This is a genomic window from Synechococcus sp. UW179B (genome assembly GCF_900474245.1).
In the GTDB taxonomy this organism is placed as follows: Bacteria; Cyanobacteriota; Cyanobacteriia; order PCC-6307; family Cyanobiaceae; genus Synechococcus_C.
This window is the reverse complement of sequence record NZ_UCNZ01000026.1, coordinates 372274-392907: the sequence shown is the minus strand read 5'-3', so window position 1 is coordinate 392907 and position 20634 is coordinate 372274. Positions and strand designations below refer to the sequence as shown.

The 20634-nt window shown below is 57.8% G+C and carries 27 protein-coding genes, 1 pseudogene and 1 riboswitch; of the genes and pseudogenes, 10 read left to right on the top strand and 18 right to left on the bottom strand.

Features of this window, described 5'->3' with window-relative positions; all coding sequences use genetic code 11:
- Positions 1-8: 8 nt before the first annotated feature.
- Both DXY38_RS13820 and DXY38_RS14125 read right to left on the bottom strand, forming a co-directional pair.
- The gene (locus DXY38_RS13820; RefSeq protein WP_170952954.1) at positions 9-182 is read right to left on the bottom strand and encodes a hypothetical protein; all 174 of its coding nucleotides are present in this window, start codon (positions 180-182) and stop codon (positions 9-11) included.
- Positions 179-313, bottom strand: coding sequence for a hypothetical protein (locus DXY38_RS14125; RefSeq protein ID WP_256359574.1), 135 nt, complete (start codon positions 311-313; stop codon positions 179-181). Before DXY38_RS14125 ends, DXY38_RS13820 begins: the two co-directional genes overlap by 4 nt.
- Positions 314-496: 183 nt before the next feature.
- Here DXY38_RS14125 and DXY38_RS13210 point away from each other — a divergent pair, with 183 nt between their 5' ends.
- Positions 497-1480: an NAD(P)-dependent oxidoreductase gene (locus DXY38_RS13210; protein WP_115072000.1), complete on the top strand. Its 984-nt coding sequence runs from the start codon at positions 497-499 to the stop codon at positions 1478-1480.
- 32 nt (positions 1481-1512) lie between these two features.
- On the opposite strand, the gene DXY38_RS13205 is transcribed toward DXY38_RS13210, so the two are convergent.
- A complete protein-coding gene (locus tag DXY38_RS13205; RefSeq protein WP_170952953.1) occupies positions 1513-3003 on the bottom strand; it encodes an FAD-binding oxidoreductase in 1491 nt (496 codons plus the stop codon).
- On the opposite strand from DXY38_RS13205, the gene DXY38_RS13815 reads away from it, so the two are divergent.
- The gene (locus tag DXY38_RS13815; RefSeq protein WP_170952952.1) at positions 2987-3355 is read left to right on the top strand and encodes a hypothetical protein; all 369 of its coding nucleotides are present in this window, start codon (positions 2987-2989) and stop codon (positions 3353-3355) included. The two genes, DXY38_RS13205 and DXY38_RS13815, sit on opposite strands and share 17 nt — an antisense overlap.
- Before the next feature lie 70 nt (positions 3356-3425).
- On the opposite strand, the gene DXY38_RS13200 is transcribed toward DXY38_RS13815, so the two are convergent.
- Genes DXY38_RS13200 through DXY38_RS13190 form a run of 3 tightly spaced genes read right to left on the bottom strand, consistent with a single transcriptional unit; the run spans position 3426 to position 4898 of the window.
- On the bottom strand, positions 3426-4070 hold the full coding sequence (locus tag DXY38_RS13200; RefSeq protein ID WP_115071998.1) for an HD domain-containing protein: 645 nt from the start codon (positions 4068-4070) through the stop codon (positions 3426-3428).
- A complete protein-coding gene (locus DXY38_RS13195; RefSeq protein ID WP_115071997.1) occupies positions 4067-4435 on the bottom strand; it encodes a hypothetical protein in 369 nt (122 codons plus the stop codon). The genes DXY38_RS13200 and DXY38_RS13195 overlap by 4 nt, the downstream gene beginning before the upstream one ends.
- Positions 4419-4898 carry a hypothetical protein gene (locus tag DXY38_RS13190; protein ID WP_115071996.1) on the bottom strand — a complete coding sequence of 160 codons (480 nt, stop codon included), beginning with the start codon at positions 4896-4898 and terminating at the stop codon, positions 4419-4421. The genes DXY38_RS13195 and DXY38_RS13190 overlap by 17 nt, the downstream gene beginning before the upstream one ends.
- Before the next feature lie 66 nt (positions 4899-4964).
- Between DXY38_RS13190 and DXY38_RS13185 the strand changes: the two genes are divergently transcribed.
- Both DXY38_RS13185 and DXY38_RS13180 read left to right on the top strand, forming a co-directional pair.
- Positions 4965-5222 carry a hypothetical protein gene (locus DXY38_RS13185; RefSeq protein WP_115071995.1) on the top strand — a complete coding sequence of 86 codons (258 nt, stop codon included), beginning with the start codon at positions 4965-4967 and terminating at the stop codon, positions 5220-5222.
- Positions 5223-5248: 26 nt separating this feature from the next.
- Entirely contained in the window at positions 5249-5956 is a 708-nt protein-coding gene (locus DXY38_RS13180; RefSeq protein ID WP_006852710.1) for a response regulator transcription factor, read from the top strand.
- Here DXY38_RS13180 and DXY38_RS13175 read toward each other — a convergent pair.
- Both DXY38_RS13175 and DXY38_RS13170 read right to left on the bottom strand, forming a co-directional pair.
- On the bottom strand, positions 5929-9057 hold the full coding sequence (locus DXY38_RS13175; protein WP_115071994.1) for an efflux RND transporter permease subunit: 3129 nt from the start codon (positions 9055-9057) through the stop codon (positions 5929-5931). The two genes, DXY38_RS13180 and DXY38_RS13175, sit on opposite strands and share 28 nt — an antisense overlap.
- A gap of 10 nt (positions 9058-9067) precedes the next feature.
- Complete coding sequence (locus tag DXY38_RS13170; protein ID WP_115071993.1) at positions 9068-9625, bottom strand: efflux RND transporter periplasmic adaptor subunit; 558 nt, start codon at positions 9623-9625, stop codon at positions 9068-9070.
- Between the two features lie 126 nt (positions 9626-9751).
- Between DXY38_RS13170 and DXY38_RS13165 the strand changes: the two genes are divergently transcribed.
- Genes DXY38_RS13165 through DXY38_RS13155 form a run of 3 tightly spaced genes read left to right on the top strand, consistent with a single transcriptional unit; the run spans position 9752 to position 10466 of the window.
- Positions 9752-9970, top strand: coding sequence for a hypothetical protein (locus tag DXY38_RS13165; protein WP_371411019.1), 219 nt, complete (start codon positions 9752-9754; stop codon positions 9968-9970).
- Between the two features lie 47 nt (positions 9971-10017).
- Positions 10018-10197, top strand: a complete 180-nt coding sequence (locus DXY38_RS13160) for a DUF3721 domain-containing protein (protein WP_244279139.1) — start codon at positions 10018-10020, stop codon at positions 10195-10197.
- Positions 10194-10466, top strand: a complete 273-nt coding sequence (locus tag DXY38_RS13155; protein ID WP_006852705.1) for a hypothetical protein — start codon at positions 10194-10196, stop codon at positions 10464-10466. Before DXY38_RS13160 ends, DXY38_RS13155 begins: the two co-directional genes overlap by 4 nt.
- A 21-nt stretch (positions 10467-10487) precedes the next feature.
- Here DXY38_RS13155 and DXY38_RS13150 read toward each other — a convergent pair whose 3' ends face one another.
- The 4 genes from DXY38_RS13150 to DXY38_RS13140 form a co-directional block, all read right to left on the bottom strand.
- Positions 10488-10985 (bottom strand): DUF411 domain-containing protein, encoded by a 498-nt coding sequence (locus DXY38_RS13150; RefSeq protein WP_244279138.1) that lies wholly within the window; start codon positions 10983-10985, stop codon positions 10488-10490.
- A gap of 96 nt (positions 10986-11081) precedes the next feature.
- A complete protein-coding gene (locus DXY38_RS14120; RefSeq protein ID WP_006852703.1) occupies positions 11082-11210 on the bottom strand; it encodes a hypothetical protein in 129 nt (42 codons plus the stop codon).
- 188 nt (positions 11211-11398) lie between these two features.
- On the bottom strand, positions 11399-11569 hold the full coding sequence (locus DXY38_RS13810; protein ID WP_170952951.1) for a hypothetical protein: 171 nt from the start codon (positions 11567-11569) through the stop codon (positions 11399-11401).
- A gap of 9 nt (positions 11570-11578) precedes the next feature.
- A complete protein-coding gene (locus DXY38_RS13140; RefSeq protein WP_115071989.1) occupies positions 11579-11806 on the bottom strand; it encodes a DUF3136 domain-containing protein in 228 nt (75 codons plus the stop codon).
- Between the two features lie 145 nt (positions 11807-11951).
- Between DXY38_RS13140 and DXY38_RS13135 the strand changes: the two genes are divergently transcribed.
- The 3 genes from DXY38_RS13135 to DXY38_RS13125 all read left to right on the top strand — a co-directional run bounded on the left by DXY38_RS13135 (position 11952) and on the right by DXY38_RS13125 (position 13269).
- On the top strand, positions 11952-12170 hold the full coding sequence (locus DXY38_RS13135; protein ID WP_006852699.1) for a CP12 domain-containing protein: 219 nt from the start codon (positions 11952-11954) through the stop codon (positions 12168-12170).
- Between the two features lie 63 nt (positions 12171-12233).
- Complete coding sequence (locus DXY38_RS13130) at positions 12234-12920, top strand: response regulator transcription factor (protein ID WP_115071988.1); 687 nt, start codon at positions 12234-12236, stop codon at positions 12918-12920.
- Between the two features lie 115 nt (positions 12921-13035).
- Complete coding sequence (locus tag DXY38_RS13125; RefSeq protein WP_006852697.1) at positions 13036-13269, top strand: DUF3136 domain-containing protein; 234 nt, start codon at positions 13036-13038, stop codon at positions 13267-13269.
- A 71-nt stretch (positions 13270-13340) separates the two neighbouring features.
- On the opposite strand, the gene DXY38_RS13120 is transcribed toward DXY38_RS13125, so the two are convergent.
- The 6 genes and pseudogenes from DXY38_RS13120 to DXY38_RS14175 all read right to left on the bottom strand — a co-directional run.
- Positions 13341-14234 (bottom strand): LOG family protein, encoded by an 894-nt coding sequence (locus DXY38_RS13120; RefSeq protein ID WP_115071987.1) that lies wholly within the window; start codon positions 14232-14234, stop codon positions 13341-13343.
- 14 nt (positions 14235-14248) lie between these two features.
- Positions 14249-15658: a PhoH family protein gene (locus DXY38_RS13115; protein WP_006852695.1), complete on the bottom strand. Its 1410-nt coding sequence runs from the start codon at positions 15656-15658 to the stop codon at positions 14249-14251.
- 171 nt (positions 15659-15829) lie between these two features.
- Complete coding sequence (locus DXY38_RS13110) at positions 15830-16825, bottom strand: TerB family tellurite resistance protein (RefSeq protein WP_115071986.1); 996 nt, start codon at positions 16823-16825, stop codon at positions 15830-15832.
- A gap of 230 nt (positions 16826-17055) precedes the next feature.
- A complete protein-coding gene (locus DXY38_RS13105; RefSeq protein ID WP_244279137.1) occupies positions 17056-17685 on the bottom strand; it encodes a HupE/UreJ family protein in 630 nt (209 codons plus the stop codon).
- Positions 17686-17692: 7 nt separating this feature from the next.
- Positions 17693-17851, bottom strand: a riboswitch (cobalamin riboswitch).
- Positions 17852-19209: 1358 nt separating this feature from the next.
- Positions 19210-20157: a 30S ribosomal protein S6--L-glutamate ligase gene (rimK, locus tag DXY38_RS13095; protein WP_371411018.1), complete on the bottom strand. Its 948-nt coding sequence runs from the start codon at positions 20155-20157 to the stop codon at positions 19210-19212.
- A 57-nt stretch (positions 20158-20214) separates the two neighbouring features.
- Positions 20215-20607, bottom strand: a pseudogene (locus DXY38_RS14175) (ATP-dependent zinc protease); the annotation flags it as partial.
- Positions 20608-20634 lie beyond the last annotated feature (27 nt).

Sequence of the window (20634 nt, the reverse complement as noted above, 5' to 3'; positions counted from 1 at the left end):
AGGCGGCGTCAGGCGGCATGGAGAATTGAATTCACACTGGTGGGATAACGACGCACGTAGGCGTTGGTTTCCATGGCGATGATCCGTGCTTCCTTGCGATTGGTCGCATGGAGTTGCAGCGTGTGCCGGCTGCCGTCGTTTTTCTTGTAATGAACAACGAATGGTTGTGCTGCGGAACTCATCGGTTTGTGACCTTGAGGGCGATCCGCAAGCTGGCTGGCTTTAGGGCACAGGCCAGGGCGTGGAATGGTCGGTGGGTTCCCTCAACAATGAGGCTTCCCATGGGTTGAGCTTGAGCAAGGTCGAGCTTCATGGCTTTGCCTCGAATGCAACCGTCTTACTGCGCCTGAAAGCGGGCCTCCAATCCCCATCTGGGGACAATCCAATTTCGGGCTGTCATTCCGCTCTGTTTTGTCCTTCTAAGTGGTTGATCCGCGAGCTATTTGGAGCGATGGGGCGGAACCCCGCAAACTGAGGGTTCTTCCAGGTCAAACGCATGGCGGGGGATGAAAGCCAAACAGCGGCGGGGACTCCGCTTCCCCCTACGGTGTTTCTCGATGCCCTCAGCCTTGGGCCCGTTGATCTGGCGCCCATGCAGCAATGGTGTGATCTGCAGGCCTGGCCCTCCACCTCCCTCGATGAGCGCTTGGAGCGCTTGCAAAATGCCGAGATCGCCATCACCAACAAGATTCCCTTGGATGGCCTGTTGCTTCGCCAGCTGCCCAAGTTGCGCCTGATCTGTGTGGCTGCCACCGGTACCGATCAGATCGACCATGCCGTTTGCGCAGAGCAGGGCATCCGCGTGCACAACGCCGGCCGCTACAGCCGCGCCTCGGTGGTGCAGATCACCTGGGCCTTGATCCTCGAGCTCTGCTGCGCGATGGATCAGCGCCGCCGGGATCTGATCGCTGGCAGCTGGCAGCGCAGCCCGGTTTTTTCGCTGATCGAACCTGAATTCAATGAACTGGAGGGCCAGACCCTGGTGGTGCTCGGCGCCGGTGATATCGGTCGTGGGGTTCTGGCGATTGGTGCAGCCTTTGGGATGGAGTGCATCGCCCTCACCAGCCGCAGCAGCAGCGCTGAGCTGGAAGCAGCCCTGCGCAAGGCTGATGTGCTCAGCCTTCACGCTCCGCTGACGCCGCACACGCAGAACCTGATCAACGCCCTGCGGCTCAGCTGGATGAAACCCAGCGCCCTGCTCGTCAACATGGCCCGCGGCGGCCTGGTGAATCTGGAAGATCTTTGCGCGGCCTTGCGCCATGGTCAGCTGGCTGGCGCCGCCCTCGATGTGTTGCCTGTGGAACCGCCTGGGTCTGAATTGGAACGGTTGCTGGAAACCCCAAACCTGTTGATCAGTCCCCACATGGGCTGGAGTTCTCGCCAGGCCCGTCGTCGCTTGGTGCACACCCTGGCGGGGCATCTACATGACTACGTCGCTGCTGGCGACAACGCACGCAGCAGCGCTAATTGCCAGCCATAGGCATGGCCGTGGCCCACCGTCCTGGGCGTGATTCATCCCTGCAGGTTGCCGATGCCGTTGTGCACCCGGAACAGATTGCTGGGATCCACCCGCCGTTTGATCGCCTGCAGTCGCTTCAGGTGCGGGCCCCACTGAGCTTGGCCCGCATCCTTGAGGAAGTAGTCGGTTTCGTTGCTGTAGGTGCCGGCCTTGGGGAACACCTGGCGTAGCTCCGCCAGCACCTGCTGCACCTGGCGGGCGTCCCGTTGCCCCTGCTGCCGGTTCGGCTCATGGCCTGCCAGGCTTGGGTAGCGGTATTGCTGGGCCGAAGCGCAGATCACCAGCGCTGCGGCGTCGTAGCAATCCGGATGCAGGGCTGTTTGCCGATCGCGGCCTCGGGCCTCCGCCGCTTCCCCCGACAGCCCTTTATTGATCTGGAAGGTGAAGTCGCGATGGCGTGAGGCTTTAAAGAAGGCCTCCGCCACCTGCTCTGGCCGCTGCTTCAGCGCTTGGGTGGGAATCCAGAGCGAGTCGTAGCTGTTCCAGAAGGCGCCCACTTCCCCTTGGTTGCCCTCCCACCAGAACCGCCCTTTCGGGGCTCCGGGCTGGCTGTCGCGGGTCACCATTCCCGGTTTCAGTCGCTCCCAGGCATCGGCATTCCAGATGTCGGCAAAGGGCAGAAAGGTGAACTCCGGTTCCACCCTGAAGCGATCCGGCTGAGCCCGGAATGGTGCCAGCAGCGCCTCCAGGCTGCTGCGCACCTCCGCATCGGCCAGATCCAATGCCGTGAGCCGGAAGCCCAGGCTGTTGTCGGGGTTGAACAGGATCTGCTCCCCCCAGTGGGGGTTGTCGAGATGGGTGGGATAGAAGCGCAGCACCGCTTCGATCAGCTCGCGGTAGGCGGCGTCATCGCTGGCCTTCACCGCTCCGGTCACCAGCGCCAGCCGCTCGGGGATCGGATGGCTCAGCAGGGTGATCGCGCTCAGCACGGCAAAGCTGCAGCCTCCGCCGCCCCGCAACGCAAAGAACAGCTCAGGATCCTGGTGGCTGTTCACCCTCCGGATCTGCCCGTCGGCGGTGATCACCTCCGCCTCCAGCAGCCCGGCGGCACCGCTTCCGTAGCGCTTGGAAAAGCTGCCGAAGCCGCTGCCGAGGATGAAGCCACCGCAGGCCCCCACGCTTGTGCAGCCGCCGCCCTGCACATAACGGCCCGCTGCAGTCGCGGCGGCATACACATCCAACCAGCGCACGCCGGCCTGCACTCTGATCGCCTGCACCGGCGCCGTGCCGGCGGGGGCTCCCTGGGGTACGAACGCCTCATGCACCGCGATGGCTTGCATCGGGTGGGTCCATAGCAGCAGGGAGTCGGGGGCGCAGTTGCGGCCCAGGTAGTCGTGCCCTGCCCCTTTGACGACGAGCCGGAGCCGATGCTGCTGGGCAAAGCGCACCCCGGCCGCCAGGTCAGCGGCGGATTCCGCAGCGATCGCCCGCGTGCTGGCCACTGCCTTCCAGGCCCCCAGCCAGCCGGTGGATTGCAGCCCCATCGGTTGCTCCTGGATCCAGAAGGGATTGCGCAACTTCTGCAGCACTGCTGCTGTGGCATTGCGCCAGGGAAGTTGCGGTGTCAGCAGCCGGCCCTGCAATTGTTGCTCCAAGGCAGCCCAGGCGTGCCGGCCCGGTTGGTTGCCGGCTTGGGCCGCTCTGGGCAACACCCGTCCAGCACTGGCGGTGGCAACGGTCGCCCCCAGCAGTTGCAGCAGTGCTCGCCGCGTCCATCGTCCTTCCCGTGTCATCGCCACATCACCGCAACACTGTGTTCAGTGTTGTGCGCTTCGGTGGTGTTGTCAGCTCGGTGTTGTTTTAATCGCTCTCACCATGCCTACGTTGAAGCTCTAAGTGGGGATTGACTACAGTCCTGCCTTGGGTTCAGGGCTTTGATCCCTACGCCCCAGCAAGCGACCTCAGCTCAGTCCGCATGGCGTTCGGGGTAGGTGTTAGCCCATGTCTCGGTGGTTGATCCCGCTGGGATGAGCTGTTGATAGGCGCTGCTGTTGATGATTTCGTCCACGGCTTCCCCCAGGCGCTCCACGGATCGGCTGTTGGGTAGGGCCTCGACCAGCTCTTGATGCATTCGCCGTAGATACCAGGCGCTGCCATCGAGCCCGGCATTGAACTTGCTCCACATAGTTGGATCGCGCCGGGCATCCAGCACCATGTCGCCGGCATTGTGGGCCTTGTCCGCGGCGGTTACCAGCAACGAGCTCAGTGGTTTGGCCGCCAGGGAGTTGAGATAGCGGGTCTTCCGCAGCATCCAGGGTTCCTTTTCCCCAACGGCAGCATCAGGTCTTGTGTCGGTGCAGTCGCGCACGATGTCGGCCACCGCTCCCCCGAAGCGTGCGGCGATCGATTCATGGCTTTGGCCAGCGTCTTCGATCGCGTCGTGCAGCAGCGCCGCGATCGCCTGATCTTCATCGCCTCCGTCTTCCCACACCAGGGCGCTGACGCTGATCAGATGTGAGATGTAGGGCACCATTTTTGCTTTGCGCCGTTGCTGACGATGCAATTCCTCAGCCCAGAGCAGGGCTTGTCCATAGCGGGGAGTGATCGTCATGGCAGCTCTAAGAGTGTTTTGAGCATCGCTACCAGCTCCTTTTTGCTGAAACGGTCCAGAGGCGGTGGTGGTGCTTGAACCCCCTGATCATCCAGGGCTTGGCATAGGTCTGCCTTCTTGAATTTGGAATAACCCTTGATGCCGTTCTCCTTGCACAAACGCTTGAGCGTGGCCACTGTCTGCTGCTTGAACGTTCCCTTTCCAAGCAGTGCCTTGCGATCCACCCGTCCGCTGAGGGGAGTGTGCACCGCTTCTAGGCCAGCGGTTGCCGCCTTCAGCTCCAGGTCGATCGCCCGCAGAGCCCTCGCATCCGATGCGGCAACGGATCTCAGATTGGCGCGCAGCGCTTCAGCGATCTTGCCCATCGGTTCCCTCCAGGCTGAGTTGCACCGCTTGCTGCTTCTCCACGATGGTATTGAGCTTCTGCTTTGTGGAGGTCCAACGCCGGATGAAGCGAGCGATGGCTTTGATCAAACCACCGAGATAGCCGCCCCCTTGATAGCTGCGCTTGCCCAGCTGATAGGCCCCAAATTCATTCACGAGGTCATCACCAGCGTCTTCCAGTTCCCCCACCACATTGGTCACGATCTCGAGCATTTCGTAGGCCTCTTGGCGCACGTTGGCTTCCCGTTCGGCAATTGTTCGGATCTTGGCTTCCAGTTCTTTCATCGCCGCACGATTCTGGTCTGCCTTGCTGCGATACACCCCGCGGCTAATCATCACGGATTTGTAGCTGTGTCTCAGAGTGCAGTAGGTGTCGTTTAAATCCTCTCGATCTAAAGCAACGGGATTCACAGGAAAGTGACCTGTTGGCAGCAGTGCAGGCATAAAAAAAGAGCAACAGCCCAACCCTCGTTGCTTTGTCTGTTCCTCACATCCCACATCCCAGGGAGCATGGAGAGCTCGTCCATCCCTCAACTAGGGGATGTAAGCGGTTTTGATTTCAGGCTCAATGGGGTTGCGTGCGCTGGAGCCGTGATGCCCCCCTCCTATGACTTGATCCTGATGAAAAAGGGGCGTCTGCAAATCAAAACTGTGCAGGTCTCCAACGCTGCTGAGGCATGGCGCCTAGGGCATGAGCTTCACCCAAACTGCATCCGTGGTGTGGTTCGCCATGAACGCAGCGAAGCTCAATCAGCGGAATCCAGCTAAGACAAGATCACCATCGAACGCTCGTTATGGAGCTGCGCCTGGAGTCGCGCGCAATCAAAGGAGCGATTGATCAAGCGAGGGTTTTGCTTCAACAGCGGCGGGTTGTGGCCTGCATGGGTGATCGCATGGCCTTGATTTGCCTGTGCCTCACCGAACCGATCAGGCCGGTGATGCTGGGAGCAGCCACTACCGAAGACGAAGGCTTTGCCCTGGTGCAGCGCCTCAACCCGGATTTATTGATCTGCAGCTCCGATCTTGAAACGGGCTATGGCATCAACCTGATCAAGCGTGTGCATGCCGTTTCCCCCTCCTGCCAACGCTTGATTGTGTTGGTGCGCGAAACCCAGGCCGTGGTTCGAGAAGCCATGGACGCCTATGCCGATGGCGTGATGTTCAAATCCAGCTTCGGGACGGGGCAGGGGGATTTCATCCAGGCGCTTCAAACCCTCGCCGAAGGGCAGGTGTATTACCCCGAGGAGATTCGTCGCCTAGGCGCGCAAGCGCCTAGGCCCGATCTTCCCCCCTTGGTGGAGGAGCTTTCTAGGCGCGAAATTGAAGTGGTGTCGGCCGTGGCTCTCGGGCTCAGCAACCAAGGCGTGGCCAATCAATTGAACATTTCCCTGGAAACCGTGAAAACCCATGTGATGAATGCCACCGGAAAACTCGGAGCCCAAGGGCGCACCCAACTGGTGGTGAAAGCGATTGTCTACGGCTTGATCGATCCGCAAGGTTGAGCAGGCGGTATCGGCAGCAGCCATCGCCCGAAGCGCGCGTACAAGGCAGGAATCACCAGCAACGTGAGCAAGGTGGAGGTGATCAAACCACCCAGCACCACAATCGCCAGCGGCTGGAGAATTTCGTTGCCAGCGCCAAAGGCCAGCGCCAGCGGCAGCATCCCCAATGAGGAGGTGAGCGCTGTCATCAGAATGGCGTTGAGCCGCTCCAGGCTGCCGTTGCGGATTAACGCCATCTGGGCTTCTCCGTTTTGATGCCGCCGGTTGAAGTTGTCCACCAGCAACAGACCGTTGCGCACGGCGACACCAAACAAGGTGATGAAGCCGATCAAGGAAGCCACCGACAGCACCCCGCCGCTGAGCAGAACGGAGATCAAACCGCCCACAAGGGCCAGGGGCAGGTTGAGCAGAATCGCAATCGTTGCTGGCCATGAGCGCACGGCTACCACCATCAACAGTGCGATCACCACAGCTGCCAGCACGCTGTAAGTCACCAAGGAGCGGCTGGCTCTCTGCTCCGCTTCGAATTGGCCTCCGTAGCGGATGCTGTAACCCGAGGGAAGGGTCACCGACTTGGCCACCTGGCTGCTGATCTCATCGACGACAGAGCCCAAAGCCCGACCGGCCACATTCGCTGAGACCACGATCCTGCGGCTCACGTCTTCGCGCTTGATCTCGTTCGGTCCGCGCACCGACGCGATCGTCACGAACGCACTGAGCGGTTTGAGCGCTCCGGAGGCCACCCGGATGGGCACCTGGCGCAGGGCTTCCAGGTCACCGCGTTGATCCGGCGGCAACGCCACCACCACCGGCAAACGGCCCGAGGCCGGTTGCGCTGCGGCGACCTTCTCACCGTGCAAAGCCACCTCCACGGCCTTGGCGACAGCCGCCACGCTCACCCCGTCCTCTAAGGCCACATCCCGGTTGATGTTCACCTGAAATTGGGGCACGGGCAGTTGCGGTTCCAGCTGCAGATCCACCACCCCTGGCGTTGTTGCCACCACCTCTTGCACCCGTTTGCCCAGGCGGCGCAGTTCGTTGAGATCCGGGCCCGAAATTTTGATCGCAATGGCGCTGCGAACGCCGGAGAGCACCTCATCCATTCGATGGGAGATGTAGCCGCCCACATTCGGGGCAACGCCGGGCAGGGCCAGAAACGATGAGCGGATGCGCCCAATCGCAGCGGGGCGATCATCCATGGCCTCCGCGCTGAGCTCCACATCCACATGGGCCGTGTTCACCCCAGCTCCATCGGCATCCCCCGGAGCGCGACCGGCTCGCACCTGCACCCAGCTGACGTCCTTGCTGGATTGAAGTCGTTCGGAGAGCACCCGGCCGGCACGGCTGGTCATCTCCAGGGAGACGCCGGGGTAAAGCACCAATGAATTCACCAGCGACTGCTCGCGAAACTCGGGCAGGAACACACGCCCGAGCGAGGGAAGCACCAGTCCTGCCGCCACCACCCCCGTCAGGGCCAGGGCCAGAACCCGTCTGGGCGATTGCAGGGCCGCATCGAGCAGCGGCTTGTAACAACGTTGGGCGCCGCGCTCCACCCAAGAATCCTCCTGCGGCAGCGGTGCGCGACTGAGCAGCAGGGCGCACAGGGCTGGCGAGAGCGTGAGTGCCACGAGCGTGGAGGCCAGGATCGAGAGCACATAGGCGATCCCCATCGGCATAAAAATGCGCCCTTCCACGCCCGTCAGCGTGAAGATCGGTGCAAACACCACCACGATGATCAAGGTGGAGAACAGCACCGGCTGCCGGACCTCCACCGAGGTGCGGAAGACCACCTCCAGAGGATCCAGAGGTTGCGCCAGCTGCCTGTTGCGGCGAAGTCCGCGGTAGCAGTTCTCCATATCAACGATGGCGTCATCAACCACCGAACCAATCGCTACCACCAGGCCCCCCAAGGTCATCGTGTTGAGCTGCAGGCCCACCCCACGCATCAACAGCAGTCCCACCAGCAGCGATAGAGGAATGGCACTCAGAGCAATGCAGGCTGTGCGCCAATTCATCAAAAACAGCCCCAGCACTGCAGCCACAATCACCACTCCCAACAGCAGGGATTCGCTCACATGGCGGATGGCGATCTCGATGAAATGGGCCTGCCGAAACGTGCGTGTCACCGACACATCGGCTGGCAGCAATCCATGTAGTTTCTGAACCCGTTGTTCCACAGCCCGCGTCAGTTGAGGGGTGTCCACATCCGGCTTCTTGTTGATCATCAAGACCACCGCCGACCTGCCGTTGAAGCTGGCCTCGCCTCGGCGCAAGCCAGCAGCATTTTTGATAGCGGCCAACTCTCCCAACGAGACAACCTGCCCATCCCTTCCCACCACGGCCGCGCTGCTGAGATCGTTCGCGTTTGCGCTGTTGTTGTCGGTGAGGATCAACCGTTCTTGCCCGCCGGCAATCTGAATTCCGCCCCGTCCACTGAACTGGGCATCAGAAGCCGCGTCCAACACCTCCTTCAGAGCCACGTTGTGTTGCCGGAGCGCCTCGAGGTTGAGTTGGATCTGGGTTTGAGCGAGATCCCCCCCGTAGATCGTCACCTGGGCAACTCCAGGAATGGCAAGCAACGCGTTCTCGTAGCTGCTCTCAATCTGCGAGCGAAGCGCCAACACCTGCTCTGCGCTGGCGGTCTCGGGAAGGGTGAAGGCGTACTGAAGGATGGTGCCGAGGGGCGAAAGCGGTGGAGAAATCACCGGCGCCTCTGCCGACTCAGGCAGCTGGGCGCGCACCTGCTGCAGGCGTCCCGCCACCAACGGCCGGACCTCCTCCAGCTGCGACGCGTCCATGAACACCACCTGAACCATCGAAAGGCCGGGTTTGGAGGCGGAGCGAACCACATCCACTCCGGTGAGCCCAGTCACCGCCGCTTCAATCGGTTCACTGATCTGCCGCTCGACCTGTTCAGGAGACAGCCCAGGGGCTGCGGTCTGAATCTCCACCTGCGGCGGAGCAAAGGCTGGAAACACATCCATCGGCATCTCCAGGGCGTTCAGCACACCCCAGAGACTGATCAGCAATGAACAAACAACAACGAGCCAGCGGCGGGCGATCGCGCCGCGCAAGATCGCGTTGAGCAGCTTGTTGAGCATCAGGCAATGATCAGCTGTCGTTGCGTCCAGAACCGCGGCGGCGGAGGCCGAACCCTGTTGCTATCACCACAATGACCGCCACTGCGATGCCGCCGGGAACCATCCAGGAGGGGGCGTTCCCCGAGGGATCGGGTGTGGAGAGCTCCTCCACAACCACCGGTTGACGATCTTTTTTCTGAGACTCCGCAAACAACGACAGGCCACCAGAGACCACCACCTGCTCATCGGCCGTGACCCCCTCAAGCACCACCGTGCGATCAGCCACAATGGGGCCCACTTTGATCAACACGGGGTCGTAGGTGTCGCCGCTGCGAACGAACACCAGTGGCTGTCCATCCATATCAAGGATGGCCGCAGTAGGAATCAGTATTTGCCCTTCAGCGGAAACCTGGGGTTGATCGGTGCTGATGCCCAGCAGCTGGTCCTGGGTGGGGTTGGCATTCACCTGATCCACGGAATCGTTCTGGACGAACGATTCACCGTGGCCCGAATGGGCTAGGGCTGCGGGCAAAACAAGCCCTTGAAGCCCGCCGCTGAGCAAAGCGCATGTGAGAACCAGTGCACGCATCTCTAGCGACCGAAGCCATAGAAGTTTCAACCCCGCGTGGGTTTTGCGCAATCAAATTGCCATGCTGGGGGCCCGAACGCAGCATCTGTGAACGATCACGCCGAACAAAAGCTCACGGCTCGTGAAATGGTCAGGGCGCACACCTATCCAACCCTGGCTGCGCTCAGCTGTCTCAGCTTGCTGGGCATCACCCTTTTGCTGATTCCCCAAGCCGTGAAAACCCATCGCTACAACAGATGCATCGATGTGCAAATAGCGATGCGTGTGGCGGTCAACCCCAACGGTCTCACCACACCAGGCAAACTGAATTACCTCAAAGCCGTCGAACACTGCGAAGGCCGCTGAAGTCAATGCTTGCGATCAGAACGTTGAAGACGATCTCCCTTGCGCTGATGACTGTTTTCTTGGGCATCAGCCCAGCGTTTGCCCATGGCAAGGGCATGTATGCCTCAAAAGCCGAGGCTCAGAAACGAGCCCAAGAGATTGGTTGCAGCACCAGTCATCAAAACAACGGCCGCTGGATGCCTTGTTCGGATGAACGAGAGCTCCACCAACAATTGCGCAAGCAATGAACTCGCCAGTGAAAACGCAGCGCCAGGCCCGTCGCATTCACCGCTGGTTCGTGCCGATCGCTGCTGCGCCGCTTTTGCTCACAGCGGGCACAGGCTCGCTTTATAGCCTGCTCTTGGAGCAAGGCATTGATGCTTTCTGGTTGCTCAAAATCCACACCGGGCACTTCGGCTGGCTCAACCTCCAACCCTTTTATCCGCTGCTGCTCGGCGTGCTCACCATCGTCGTCACAGGCTCGGGTGTGGTCATGCTGTTAAGGCCTTCCAGGTGATCCCTTCCCTTTGAGATTGGATCAGTAGCGAGCAAAGACGGATGAGCTGCCGTCATGCTCGATCGCTAACACCTCATAGCTCTCAGCCTGAACCCCTTTCACCTCCATGCCCGGAGAACCAACGGGCATCCCTGGAACAGCAAGGCCTCGAATATTGGGTCGTTCAGCCAACAGCCGTTGAATCGCGGAAGCAGGAACATGTCCTTCGATCACATAGCCCTCCACGACAGCGGTGTGACAGGAAGCCAACTCGGAGCGGACGCCCCGCTGTTGTTTCACCAAGTTCATGTCTTCCCTGATCTGATCTTCGATCCGGAACCCCGCCGCTGCGATGTGCGCTCCCCATTGCGTACAACAACCGCAGCTCGCCGATCGATAGATCGTCAACTCCGGGCCAAGCGCTCCCTTGGTATTGGGCATCAGCCCATGTCCCTTGGCATCGCCATGGGCTTGAGCGGGGTCTAGGGCCCCCATCAAAGAAAGAACCGTGGACGCCCCCACCAAGCTCAGACGAGCCACGGAGGGAACCCAAGCTTGGAATCGAGACGTCTTCATGGATCTCTTTATAGATCTCCTCATAGAGCTGATCTCAGCGAACCGCTGAGCACTAAGCCTTCAAGACCCCTGCTGGCTGTGGTTGGAATCCAGCGAACAGATCTCGGAGCCCGCCAGGGTGGGATCCGCTTCACAGAGCCGGCGCATGAGCGCGTCGTGATCCACAGCGGAGAGGGATCCGTCGGGCATCCATTTCAAGCAGGTCCTTCCAAGACAGTTGTTGGATCGAGAAGGTGTTAATGAGGTCATATCGATTGGTTCGGCTGATGTTCACTCTCTGCTTCCGATCCATGGCTGCAATACCCCCAGATAGGGGCTTTCCAACGGCATTGGCGGGCGTCATTCATCACGCGATGAATCACGTGATCAAGCGATCATCACGACTGGGTGCTCATCTGGCTGGTCAGCTTGGGATCCAGCAGCCATTCTTTGAATTCCTGTGTCATCGCATAGCTGTCTTCATAGCGCTCCAATTGATCGAGAATCGCAATCCGTTGCATCACGCTGCTGGTGATTTGTGCTTTCACGGAATCGGTATGGGTAGACATGACAAGACCTCAGTGTTTTTGATTCATAGAGATTCCGGCCTGAATGATTCGCATCAATTGCTCCGGTGATTTGTATTGACGGGGCAGGGAACGGTTCAACAACCGCAGACGATCCCAGCAAAGAGTGCGTTGAAGTTTGGCGCTGCTTGTGCCTTGTCTGACAAGGATCTTCAAGGCCTTGCAGTACATCGGATGCTTGGCTTCGAGTTCACCGATGCTGATCTTGGGTGGAGCCATGGATTGGCAGCTCGATAGATCCGAACTTTGCACCCAGCAGGGCTATTGCATCTCCTCGCATTTGGGGACAACCTCGCTGTCCCCAGATTGGGGTAGTGGATGCATGCGGTCGGAACGTTGAATCCCTGCCGTTGCACATGTCTCCATGGATTCAATCGAAACGCACATTGCCAAGGACCGTGAGGAACTGGCCAAGGCCGCAACCAGCGGCGATCGGGCCAAGGTTCGTCACTACGCAACCGAGCTCGAAGAGCTGGAGTCGTATCGCAGCCACCACCCAGGTGAGCACAAGGATCCCACCTCTCTAGAGCTCCATTGTGATCTGAATCCAGAGGCGCCGGAATGCCGTATCTATGACGACTGACAATGACCGAAAAGGATCGGAGGGGTCGCTTAGCAAAGATGGCTGCTAGGAGCAGGGCCTTGCGTGGATCTCACCCCATATCTCCAAAACCAGCCGAAGTCGGCTGATGAGGAACCTCTGCTTTCCGTTGCCATCAACGGCCGGATCGCGCTTGCCATGAAAGGCCGATTCTTCCTTCGTTGTTTCTGCGATAGCTTCAGCGAAAGAGGACGAATCGGTTGCGCAGTAACCGATGAACAAACCTGTTTGCATTATCTGAAGCAGGAGTCATTTGAGCTCCTGCTCTGCACTGATTTGCTTGAGAAAGGCAACGGTTTCGAATTGGCTCGCAAGGCGCGTGAGCTGGATGAAAGCCTGAAGGTGGTTGTTTTATCGCTGAGCGATGCCATTCCCATTGAATACGACAATGCGCCCTGGCTAGAAGCCGTTGTGGCGGAAGCCGACATCATTGAAGACCGCAAACCGTTGGAAGCGGCGGTGCTGGCGGTGATGGGGCATCACTCCTATCGCAGCCCATCCCTGCGCTCCGACGAACTGCCCTATCTCAGTTGTCCGAGGCTCACCCCTCGGGAATATGAGGTCTTGGATCGCCTCGCCCGCGGCAGGACGGATCGCGAAATTGCTGAAGACCTGATTGTGTCCGAAGAAACAGCCCGTACCTACGCCAAGCGATTGCTGCGCACGCTCGAAGTGAATAACAGGGTTCAAGCCGTCCTCAAGGGCATGCGTTGTGGAATGGTTCAGATCTAATCAGAGCGCTGTCTAGAGCCACAAACTTGGCTCCAAGCGGGATTCACCCCAAATGGGGGTAGTGCTCCATGCACCAGCTGCGGCTTAATGATTTCTACGAATTGAGACTGTGGAGATGGCCGCAATCACCTTCACCCATGACCCTTCCATTGCCGAACTCTGTGAAACGGAAGCGGTTTACACCCGAGCTATGCACTATCTGGTGGCTGATGGGGTAAAGGAGAAAGAAGCACGCAAAAGCGTGTGTTGGCGGCGTCTTTACACGCTCCATCAAGCCCTGCCCAAGCGATACGAGGATCCTCAAACGCTGTTTCTCTCTCTGCAAGCCCATCGTCGCGGCCTGAGGTGAGCAGGATTTTTTACGCGCCACGCGCTGTCTGCCGGTTTGATCACAACGGTGCTTGCTAGCTAGGCCGTTGATCACGGTTGAGGAGGATGATCGCGCAGGAGATCCCAAGCTTCCGTCGCTGTGTCTGCAAACTGGATTAAATCAAGATCCTGATCATCAATCAGCCCTGAATCAGCCATGAATTCAAAGTCGATCAGACGCGTCCAATAATCTTTTCCAAACAGAATGATCGGCATGGCATGTTGAGTTCCTACCTGACGCAGCGTTAAGACCTCAAAAAGTTCATCGAGTGTTCCGTACCCACCTGGGAATAACACAGCGCCAACGGCACGCATCACAAAGTGAAATTTGCGCAGTGCAAAATAATTAAATTTAAAGCAGAGCTCAGGAGTGATATAGGGATTGGGATTTTGTTCATGTGGGAGTTCAATGTTGAGTCCAATCGACCGGCAACCCGCATCAAAGGCTCCACGATTAGCGGCTTCCATGATGCCAGGACCGCCGCCGGTCACAATCACATGGGAGGAACAGCAAGGCCCTGTGCTGGTGTCTGATTGACCAAAACGTGAGGCTAAAAAAGCGAATTCCCTCGCTGCATCGTAAAAGGGCGAAAGCTCTAAAAGATTTTTGGCACGGCTCACTTTTCGCTGCAATTGTGTGGATTTTGGATCCGTATCAAGCTCCCTGATTGCCTTCTCAAGATGGGCTTCTGCTGCTGATCGTTCCTTGAGGCGTGCGCCCCCAAAGACGATGATGGTGGAGGAGATGCCAATCTCTTCAAAGTGAAGCTCAGGCTTGCTGATTTCCAGCAACATCCTCACGCCACGCATTGAGGACGTGTTGAGAAGAGCAAGATCCTGATGCGCGAGCCGATAGGTGTCCGAGTGGATGATTTGCTGAAGGTTGTCAGCCACCCGGGTTGGATCATCACTGGGCCACGGGGAATCAATCGCGTCTGATTTCATGCTTGGTACGGGCGTTACAACATATTTGCTGCCAATTCAGCAAGGGCACTGCGTTCTCCCCGCGTCAGGGTCATGTGGCCCACGAGGGTCTGACCTTTTAAGCGTTCAGCGAGCCAAGTAAGGCCGTTGCTCTCGGCATCCACGTAGGGATTATCAATTTGATACGGGTCACCGGTGAACACGATCTTGGTTCCTTCCCCAACACGCGTCACGATCGTTTTCACCTCATGCGGGGTGAGATTTTGCGCTTCATCCACCACCATGAATTGATGGGGAATTGAGCGACCGCGGATGTAATTGATTGCTTCCACTTCTAGAAGCCCCATCTCGCGAAGGTCAGCCCAGGAGCTTTTGGGCCCACCACCATGGCGGCGGCGATCATCCTTCGGCTCATTGCTCATCGCATCCCCCGTAAGGAAATCAAGGTTGTCCACGATGGGTTGCATCCAAGGAGCAAGTTTTTCTTCCAGAGAACCTGGCAAAAAGCCAATCTCTTTGCCTAAGGAGATCGGGGGACGGGTCACCAACAGTCGGGCATAAAGATGTTGATCAGCAACCTGATGCAAACCAGCAGCGATCGCCAGCAGGGTTTTACCGGTGCCGGCCTTACCGACAAGCGTGACCAGCTCAACGGAGGGATCCAGAAGCAAGTCGAGGGCGAAATTCTGTTCGCGATTCCGCGGCTTTAGGCGACCAAGACGGGCGCGTTTGAGCCAAACCAGTGGTTCCACGTCTCCTGAATTGCCGCGATGACGCGCCAAAAAGGTGTGGTCTGCGCTGTCGCGATCGATCAGGGTGAGGCCCTCATTGGGTTGCAAAGACGCCACCACATCCGCTGGCAGCGCTTTCACCGAAAGGCGACCCTTTTGGTGCAGCTCATCGATCACATCAGCGGAGACCTTGACGCCCCTGGCCCCTGGATAGAGATCGGAGATCGCCACCTTGTCGTTGGAGTAATCCTGGGCGGCCAGACCCACGGCATCCGCCTTGATGCGCAGATTGGTGTCTTTGGTGATCAACACCACCTCGGGTGGCTCGCTCAAGCCCTTCGCCCGCATCTGTTCCAACGCCACAGCCAGGATGTTGTTGTCACCCCCGCCACCCCGCAATTCCGGTGGCAACTGGGCCAAGGTTTCAGCCCGACAAAAGGCCACTTCCAGGGTTCCTTCACCGTCGGGCGTTAACGGAACACCATCAGCGAGGTTGCCCCGCTCACGCAGACCATCGAGCAGGCGAGCTACACGACGGGAATTCCGCCCCTTTTCAGAGGGATCACGCTTGAACCGATCAATTTCCTCGATCACCTGAATCGGCAGCACGATGCGATCGGCCCCAAAGCTCTTGGGCGCCTCTGGATCATGCAGGAGAACATTGGTATCGAGGACAACGACTTTTTTGTTCACGACAAACCTCTTCCCTTCCATGTTTTCAACCTAGATCGCAAAAAACAGAGCGAATGCTTTGCTTACCAGGTCTTCACCGCTTGCAATTAATGGACCCCTTCACAAGGTTTTGATGCGTCATATCCAGATCGAATTCTGTTGATTAACTCTGTTCATTTGATAGGTCTAGAAAACACGCTGCTCCTGTTCCCCCTAGGGATATTCAGGCGCTCGTCCGCGCGCAGGGATCGAAAACCGTTGCCGCAGGTCTTCGAGTGGGTCGGCGAAGTGAGTCCATGGATCGATGTCCTTCATCAAATTGCAGGAGACATGGCTGCCATGTTCGAGGCCGGCAAAGATCCGGTCTGGATCCAGCTGACCCCATTCACCAGGAATGAACGGTGAAATACCAATCCCCAGTTCGAATTCCGCTATCACGAACAGGATGACGTCGAAAGGATCGAGCCCTTCAAATCCCGCCTGGAAGCCCACCACAGCGCCTTCCTCCGCAGCCGTGGTGCCGTATCCGCCGAGCACATGGCAGCAGTCGTGCCTGAACACCGGGGGAGGTGGTCCCCCCGGTGTTCCCGGAAAATCGAATTGGTTGATCTCGATGAAGTCGGCATAGGCCTTGCCGAAGCTGCCTGCTGGATAGCTCTTCAGACCTTCAAACCGTTCGCGCATGGCCCGGTCCTCATGGCCACTCAACACCTTGAGTGTTGCCGTCAAAGCCGAGAAGCCACCGGCCTTAATCGTGGCCTCAAGGGCTTGCCGTATGAAGCCCCGGCGCATGATGTCGAAGCGCAGCGCCAGAAGATGCCCCTCCATCACGTTTCGATAGCTGTTCACGGGCCTTGGATCCACTTGGAAGGCCGTGGCTGTCTGCTCCAACAGCTCAAGAGCTTCTGGGCTGGGGGGACCGTCGAACATCGCAATCAGCGTCATGCCCCGCAGGATTCGTTCTCTCCATTCAGGATCCGAATCGCAGCGACGAATGGCGGCGGCGATCGCCTCCGGTTCCAGGCTTGGCAGTGAGGCCAGATCGAGGTCAACGTTGAGCAGGTGATCGCGGATTCCCCGGATACCGGCAAGGGCTCGCTCTGATGGCTTGCCATGCAGCCTGGCCACGGTCATGAGGGCAGGCAAACCAGCCTTCGCCAGGCAGATTCGCAGATCCTGTGGCAGCTGTCGGCTGGGGTGAATCACCATGTTGTTTGAACCTATGGGTTGATGATGAATTCCTTTAAATAACCCTTTGTGCCTAAATAATATCTGTTAATTTTAAAGAGATCTTAATACATTGTCGCTGAGTTTTTCTGCTTGTTTCGCCAGTCCCAGAGACGATCACATATACAAAGAGGCCGGAGATCTCGTCTCCAGCCTCTTGAAAGCAACGGTCAAATAACCAGCCTTTCAAGGCTGGCTTTTGAGCGTGAGGTTCAGGGGATGAGAATGGACCAGGCAAATGCCGAGCCAATTCCGATCCAAACCGCTGCCAGGAGCTGGCGATTGCGTTCTCCCAGCCAGTCTTGAAGCTCCCGTGACAAGGAGGTAGCAGCCAAGAGCAGTGCCCCTTGAGCTACCAGCAAACCAAGGCCATAGGCCAGCAGAGGCGAGGGTTCGGCTCCCACGATGGTTCCACCCAGGAGGTAGCCGTGCAGAGCAATCGCTGGCAACAGCGTGATCAAAGGCAACCTCCCCAAAATCACAAGACCTTCAAGCACGAGGGTCAGCGATACAGCGGCCTCAGCCCACGGCGTAAGACTCTCGGAGAGGGGCACAACTTGCGCCACTCCGCTACCGATCAGCCCAAGAGCCAACATCGGCAGCAGCCAACGACGGGGTCGTTCCCAACTCACAAGGGCGATCGCCACAAGAAAGAGCAGATGGTCTGGGCCCAGAAGCGGATGACCGATTCCACTCAGCAAGCCCTGAAGCCACGTCATCTGGCCGCCTTCAGGCATGGCAAAGGGATGATGGGCCAGGGCTGGAGATCCAGCCAAAGCCAAGGTCAAACCACCTAGCAGCACTGAAAGAGCTGGTCTGAGCTGTTTGATTGATGAATTCAAAAATCGATCCTCGTCGAACAAACACGGCGGGCGTTCTGACTGACGACCAACCTGAAAATCAGGACTGGTCGCTTCACAGTTGCGGGACAGTGCCGGACTTTCACCAGACTTTCCCCGTTTCCTCCAGCAGCTGATCACCACCGGAACCGAGTACTCCTTTATAGCGAAGCCCGCTTTGAATAAACCAATCGGAATCAGGCGATCGCGCTGTTGTCAGCGTCAGCCATGCAGCCTGGCCTTGTGATCCCCATCACCCATCACCCAACGGAAGTCACCAGCCGTGGTCGAGAGGGAATGTTGGTGATCCTCTTTTTATGAAAACAGGATGGGATGTGGCTTCGGTCTCGATTATTTGAAAAACACTGATTTGCTATGAATTCATTGATAATAAGCCCAACCTATGCTTTAATTAACTTAGCGGAGAAGGTAAGTAATTATGCTTGCAGTTAATTGGTTTGGAACGTTTGCTCTAATCGTCTTGATCGCTGGGATGTCATGGATTTCCTACGCGGAGACCCATCAAGCCTGCCAACTAGGAAATCACGATAAGCATTAATACTTGCGTTCGAATTTCACTTCGTCTTCTAATTCCGTTCCCGGTTCAAGATGTTTGGTGATGCACGTCGTGACGCAGACACCATCGTAAAGCCCACAACTTGTGACGCATTCCAGGTAAGCGTCTACCGCTTCCCATCGTTCTGTGATTGATTCACAGTCGTGTTCATTTTTAAATGCCCTCATCATTTTAATCCGGCTGAGAAGTGATTACAACGGTTTTTATTTGATGGCAAGTTAATGATTGCGAAATAAATAGTTCCTAGGGCTTTGTGCTTAGTGGTGTATTTTCTCTGTTCTTTGAGGTCCTGCTGCTTAATCCGGGCCCTAAGTGTTGCTAGAAGCATCATCTGAGCCTGAAACCCTCAAATTGCCTGCTTGAAGCCCTTGGCTTTGAATGCGATTGGCGAGTGATCATCTCGGTCATAGAAAAAGACCAGCGCCCATTGGTCGAAGCGCATAAAAATGGGAGGTCTCTCACTCCTCCCATGGTGTCTTGTTTTGACCTCTTGATGATCGGCCCAACAAGCCATGCAGATACGACTGAAGCTTCAGCAAACTCTTTCCAAATGTGTCTGAGGCCAGGCTTCCATAAAAAAGACGGTCGTATTCTCCGTCGACCGTCTTACGGATAGGGGTTCCCCAACACCCGACCCGTGTCAATACAAGCGAGTGACGGGACTGATGTCGCTAGAGATACATACCCATTTTTATTTAGCAGGCATAAAAAAAAGAGCGGTCCTCCCGACTGCCCTTTCCAGCGAGCATCCAGCACCGCTTACTCCCTAATCATGGCGGCGGAGTTTGCCGGTGTCCGCACGCTGTGCCTTTTTGCGGACATAAAAAAGGAGGGCGTCTAACCCCGCCAATAAAGGCTCTCCGTTCCACCGAAGTCCCCTCGTTACAAATTGTAATGGTTGTCTCTCTTGTGGGGAAGGGCGGTTCTCCTCCCTGGCAGCCGTAACACCATCAAGCCGCTGAAGAATCGCTCAGAAGCGAGCGCGTCCAACCCAGTTTCCGCTCAATCTCCTGGATCATCGCTCCGGCGAGATCCTTTTCAGTAGCGGTTTCGATGCCCTCCAACCCAGGGCTGGAGTTCACCTCCAGCAACAAGGGACCGCGTTCTGAGCGGATGATGTCGACCCCAGCGACATCCAGACCGAGTGCCCTGGTTGCGGCAACGGCAAGCTTGCGCTCTTCAGGTCGGACCCGCACAGCTTGAGCCGACCCCCCCTGATGGATGTTCGAACGAAAATCTCCAACGGCAGCCGTGCGCTCAATGGCCGAAATGAGTTTGCCGCCGATCACAAAACAGCGCAGATCCTTCCCTCCTGCCTCCTTGATGAATTCCTGAACAAGCAGGTTGGCGTTGAGGCTTTTCATGGCATTGATCACACTCTCTGCTGCCTTTTGCGTCTCGGCAAGAACGACTCCACGGCCCTGGGCTCCCTCCAGCAGCTTGAGGATCAGTGGTGCTCCACCAACCATCTTGATCAGATCTTTGGTGTCTAAGGGGGAACTGGCAAAGCCAGTCACAGGCATGCTCAAGCCATGGCGTACGAAGAGCTGAGACGCCCGTAGTTTGTCGCGAGAGCGCTTGATCGGTTCCGCGGCATTCAGCACACGGATGCCCATCGCCTCGAATTGTCGGGTAATCGCACAGCCGTAAAAAGTGACACTGGGGCGAATGCGTGGGATCACTGCATCGATCCTCTCCACGACATTTCCGCCTCGATAGTGAATCTCGGGATTCTGCGGATCGAGGCGCATATAACACTGTTTGATATTGAGGAATTCCATTCGATGCCCCCTTTCCTCGCCGGCTTCCAGAAGTCGACGGTTGCTGTACAGCTGCGGGTCTGAAGCCAAGAGAGCAATGCGTAAACCGTTTCGTTCGGTTCGCAACGGGGCATACATCTCTTCCAATTGAGCCGACGGAACCTCTCCGAGTTGAAGGCTCCCCTCTGGATCCACCAAGACCCTCCCCACCATGGCCTGACGCCCCAGCAGCATCCGGTACCCCATGGCATCCCGGTTGGAAAGGGTTAATTCGATGGGCCAACTCTGTTCACCGAGCACCAACTGCTCGCGAATCACATAGCGGGTTTCTGTGATGCCACTGGTGTTGCGGACACCGCGCTGCTCCAGCACAGGAGCCTCATGGCGAACCACCACCGAACGGTCGTTTTGAAGGGGGTGCACTTCAAAACTGATCCAGCACTCCCCATCGCGTTGAAACGGCACGATGTTGAAGGCATGAAGGGAGGACGTAGCGGCACCAGAATCAACCCGCGCTTTGATCGCAGGGAGTCCGATTTCGGGCAGGGCACACCACTCCTCACTGCCAACGATGAGTTTTCTGGTCAAGGCCGCTAACGGTCCTTATCGATAGAG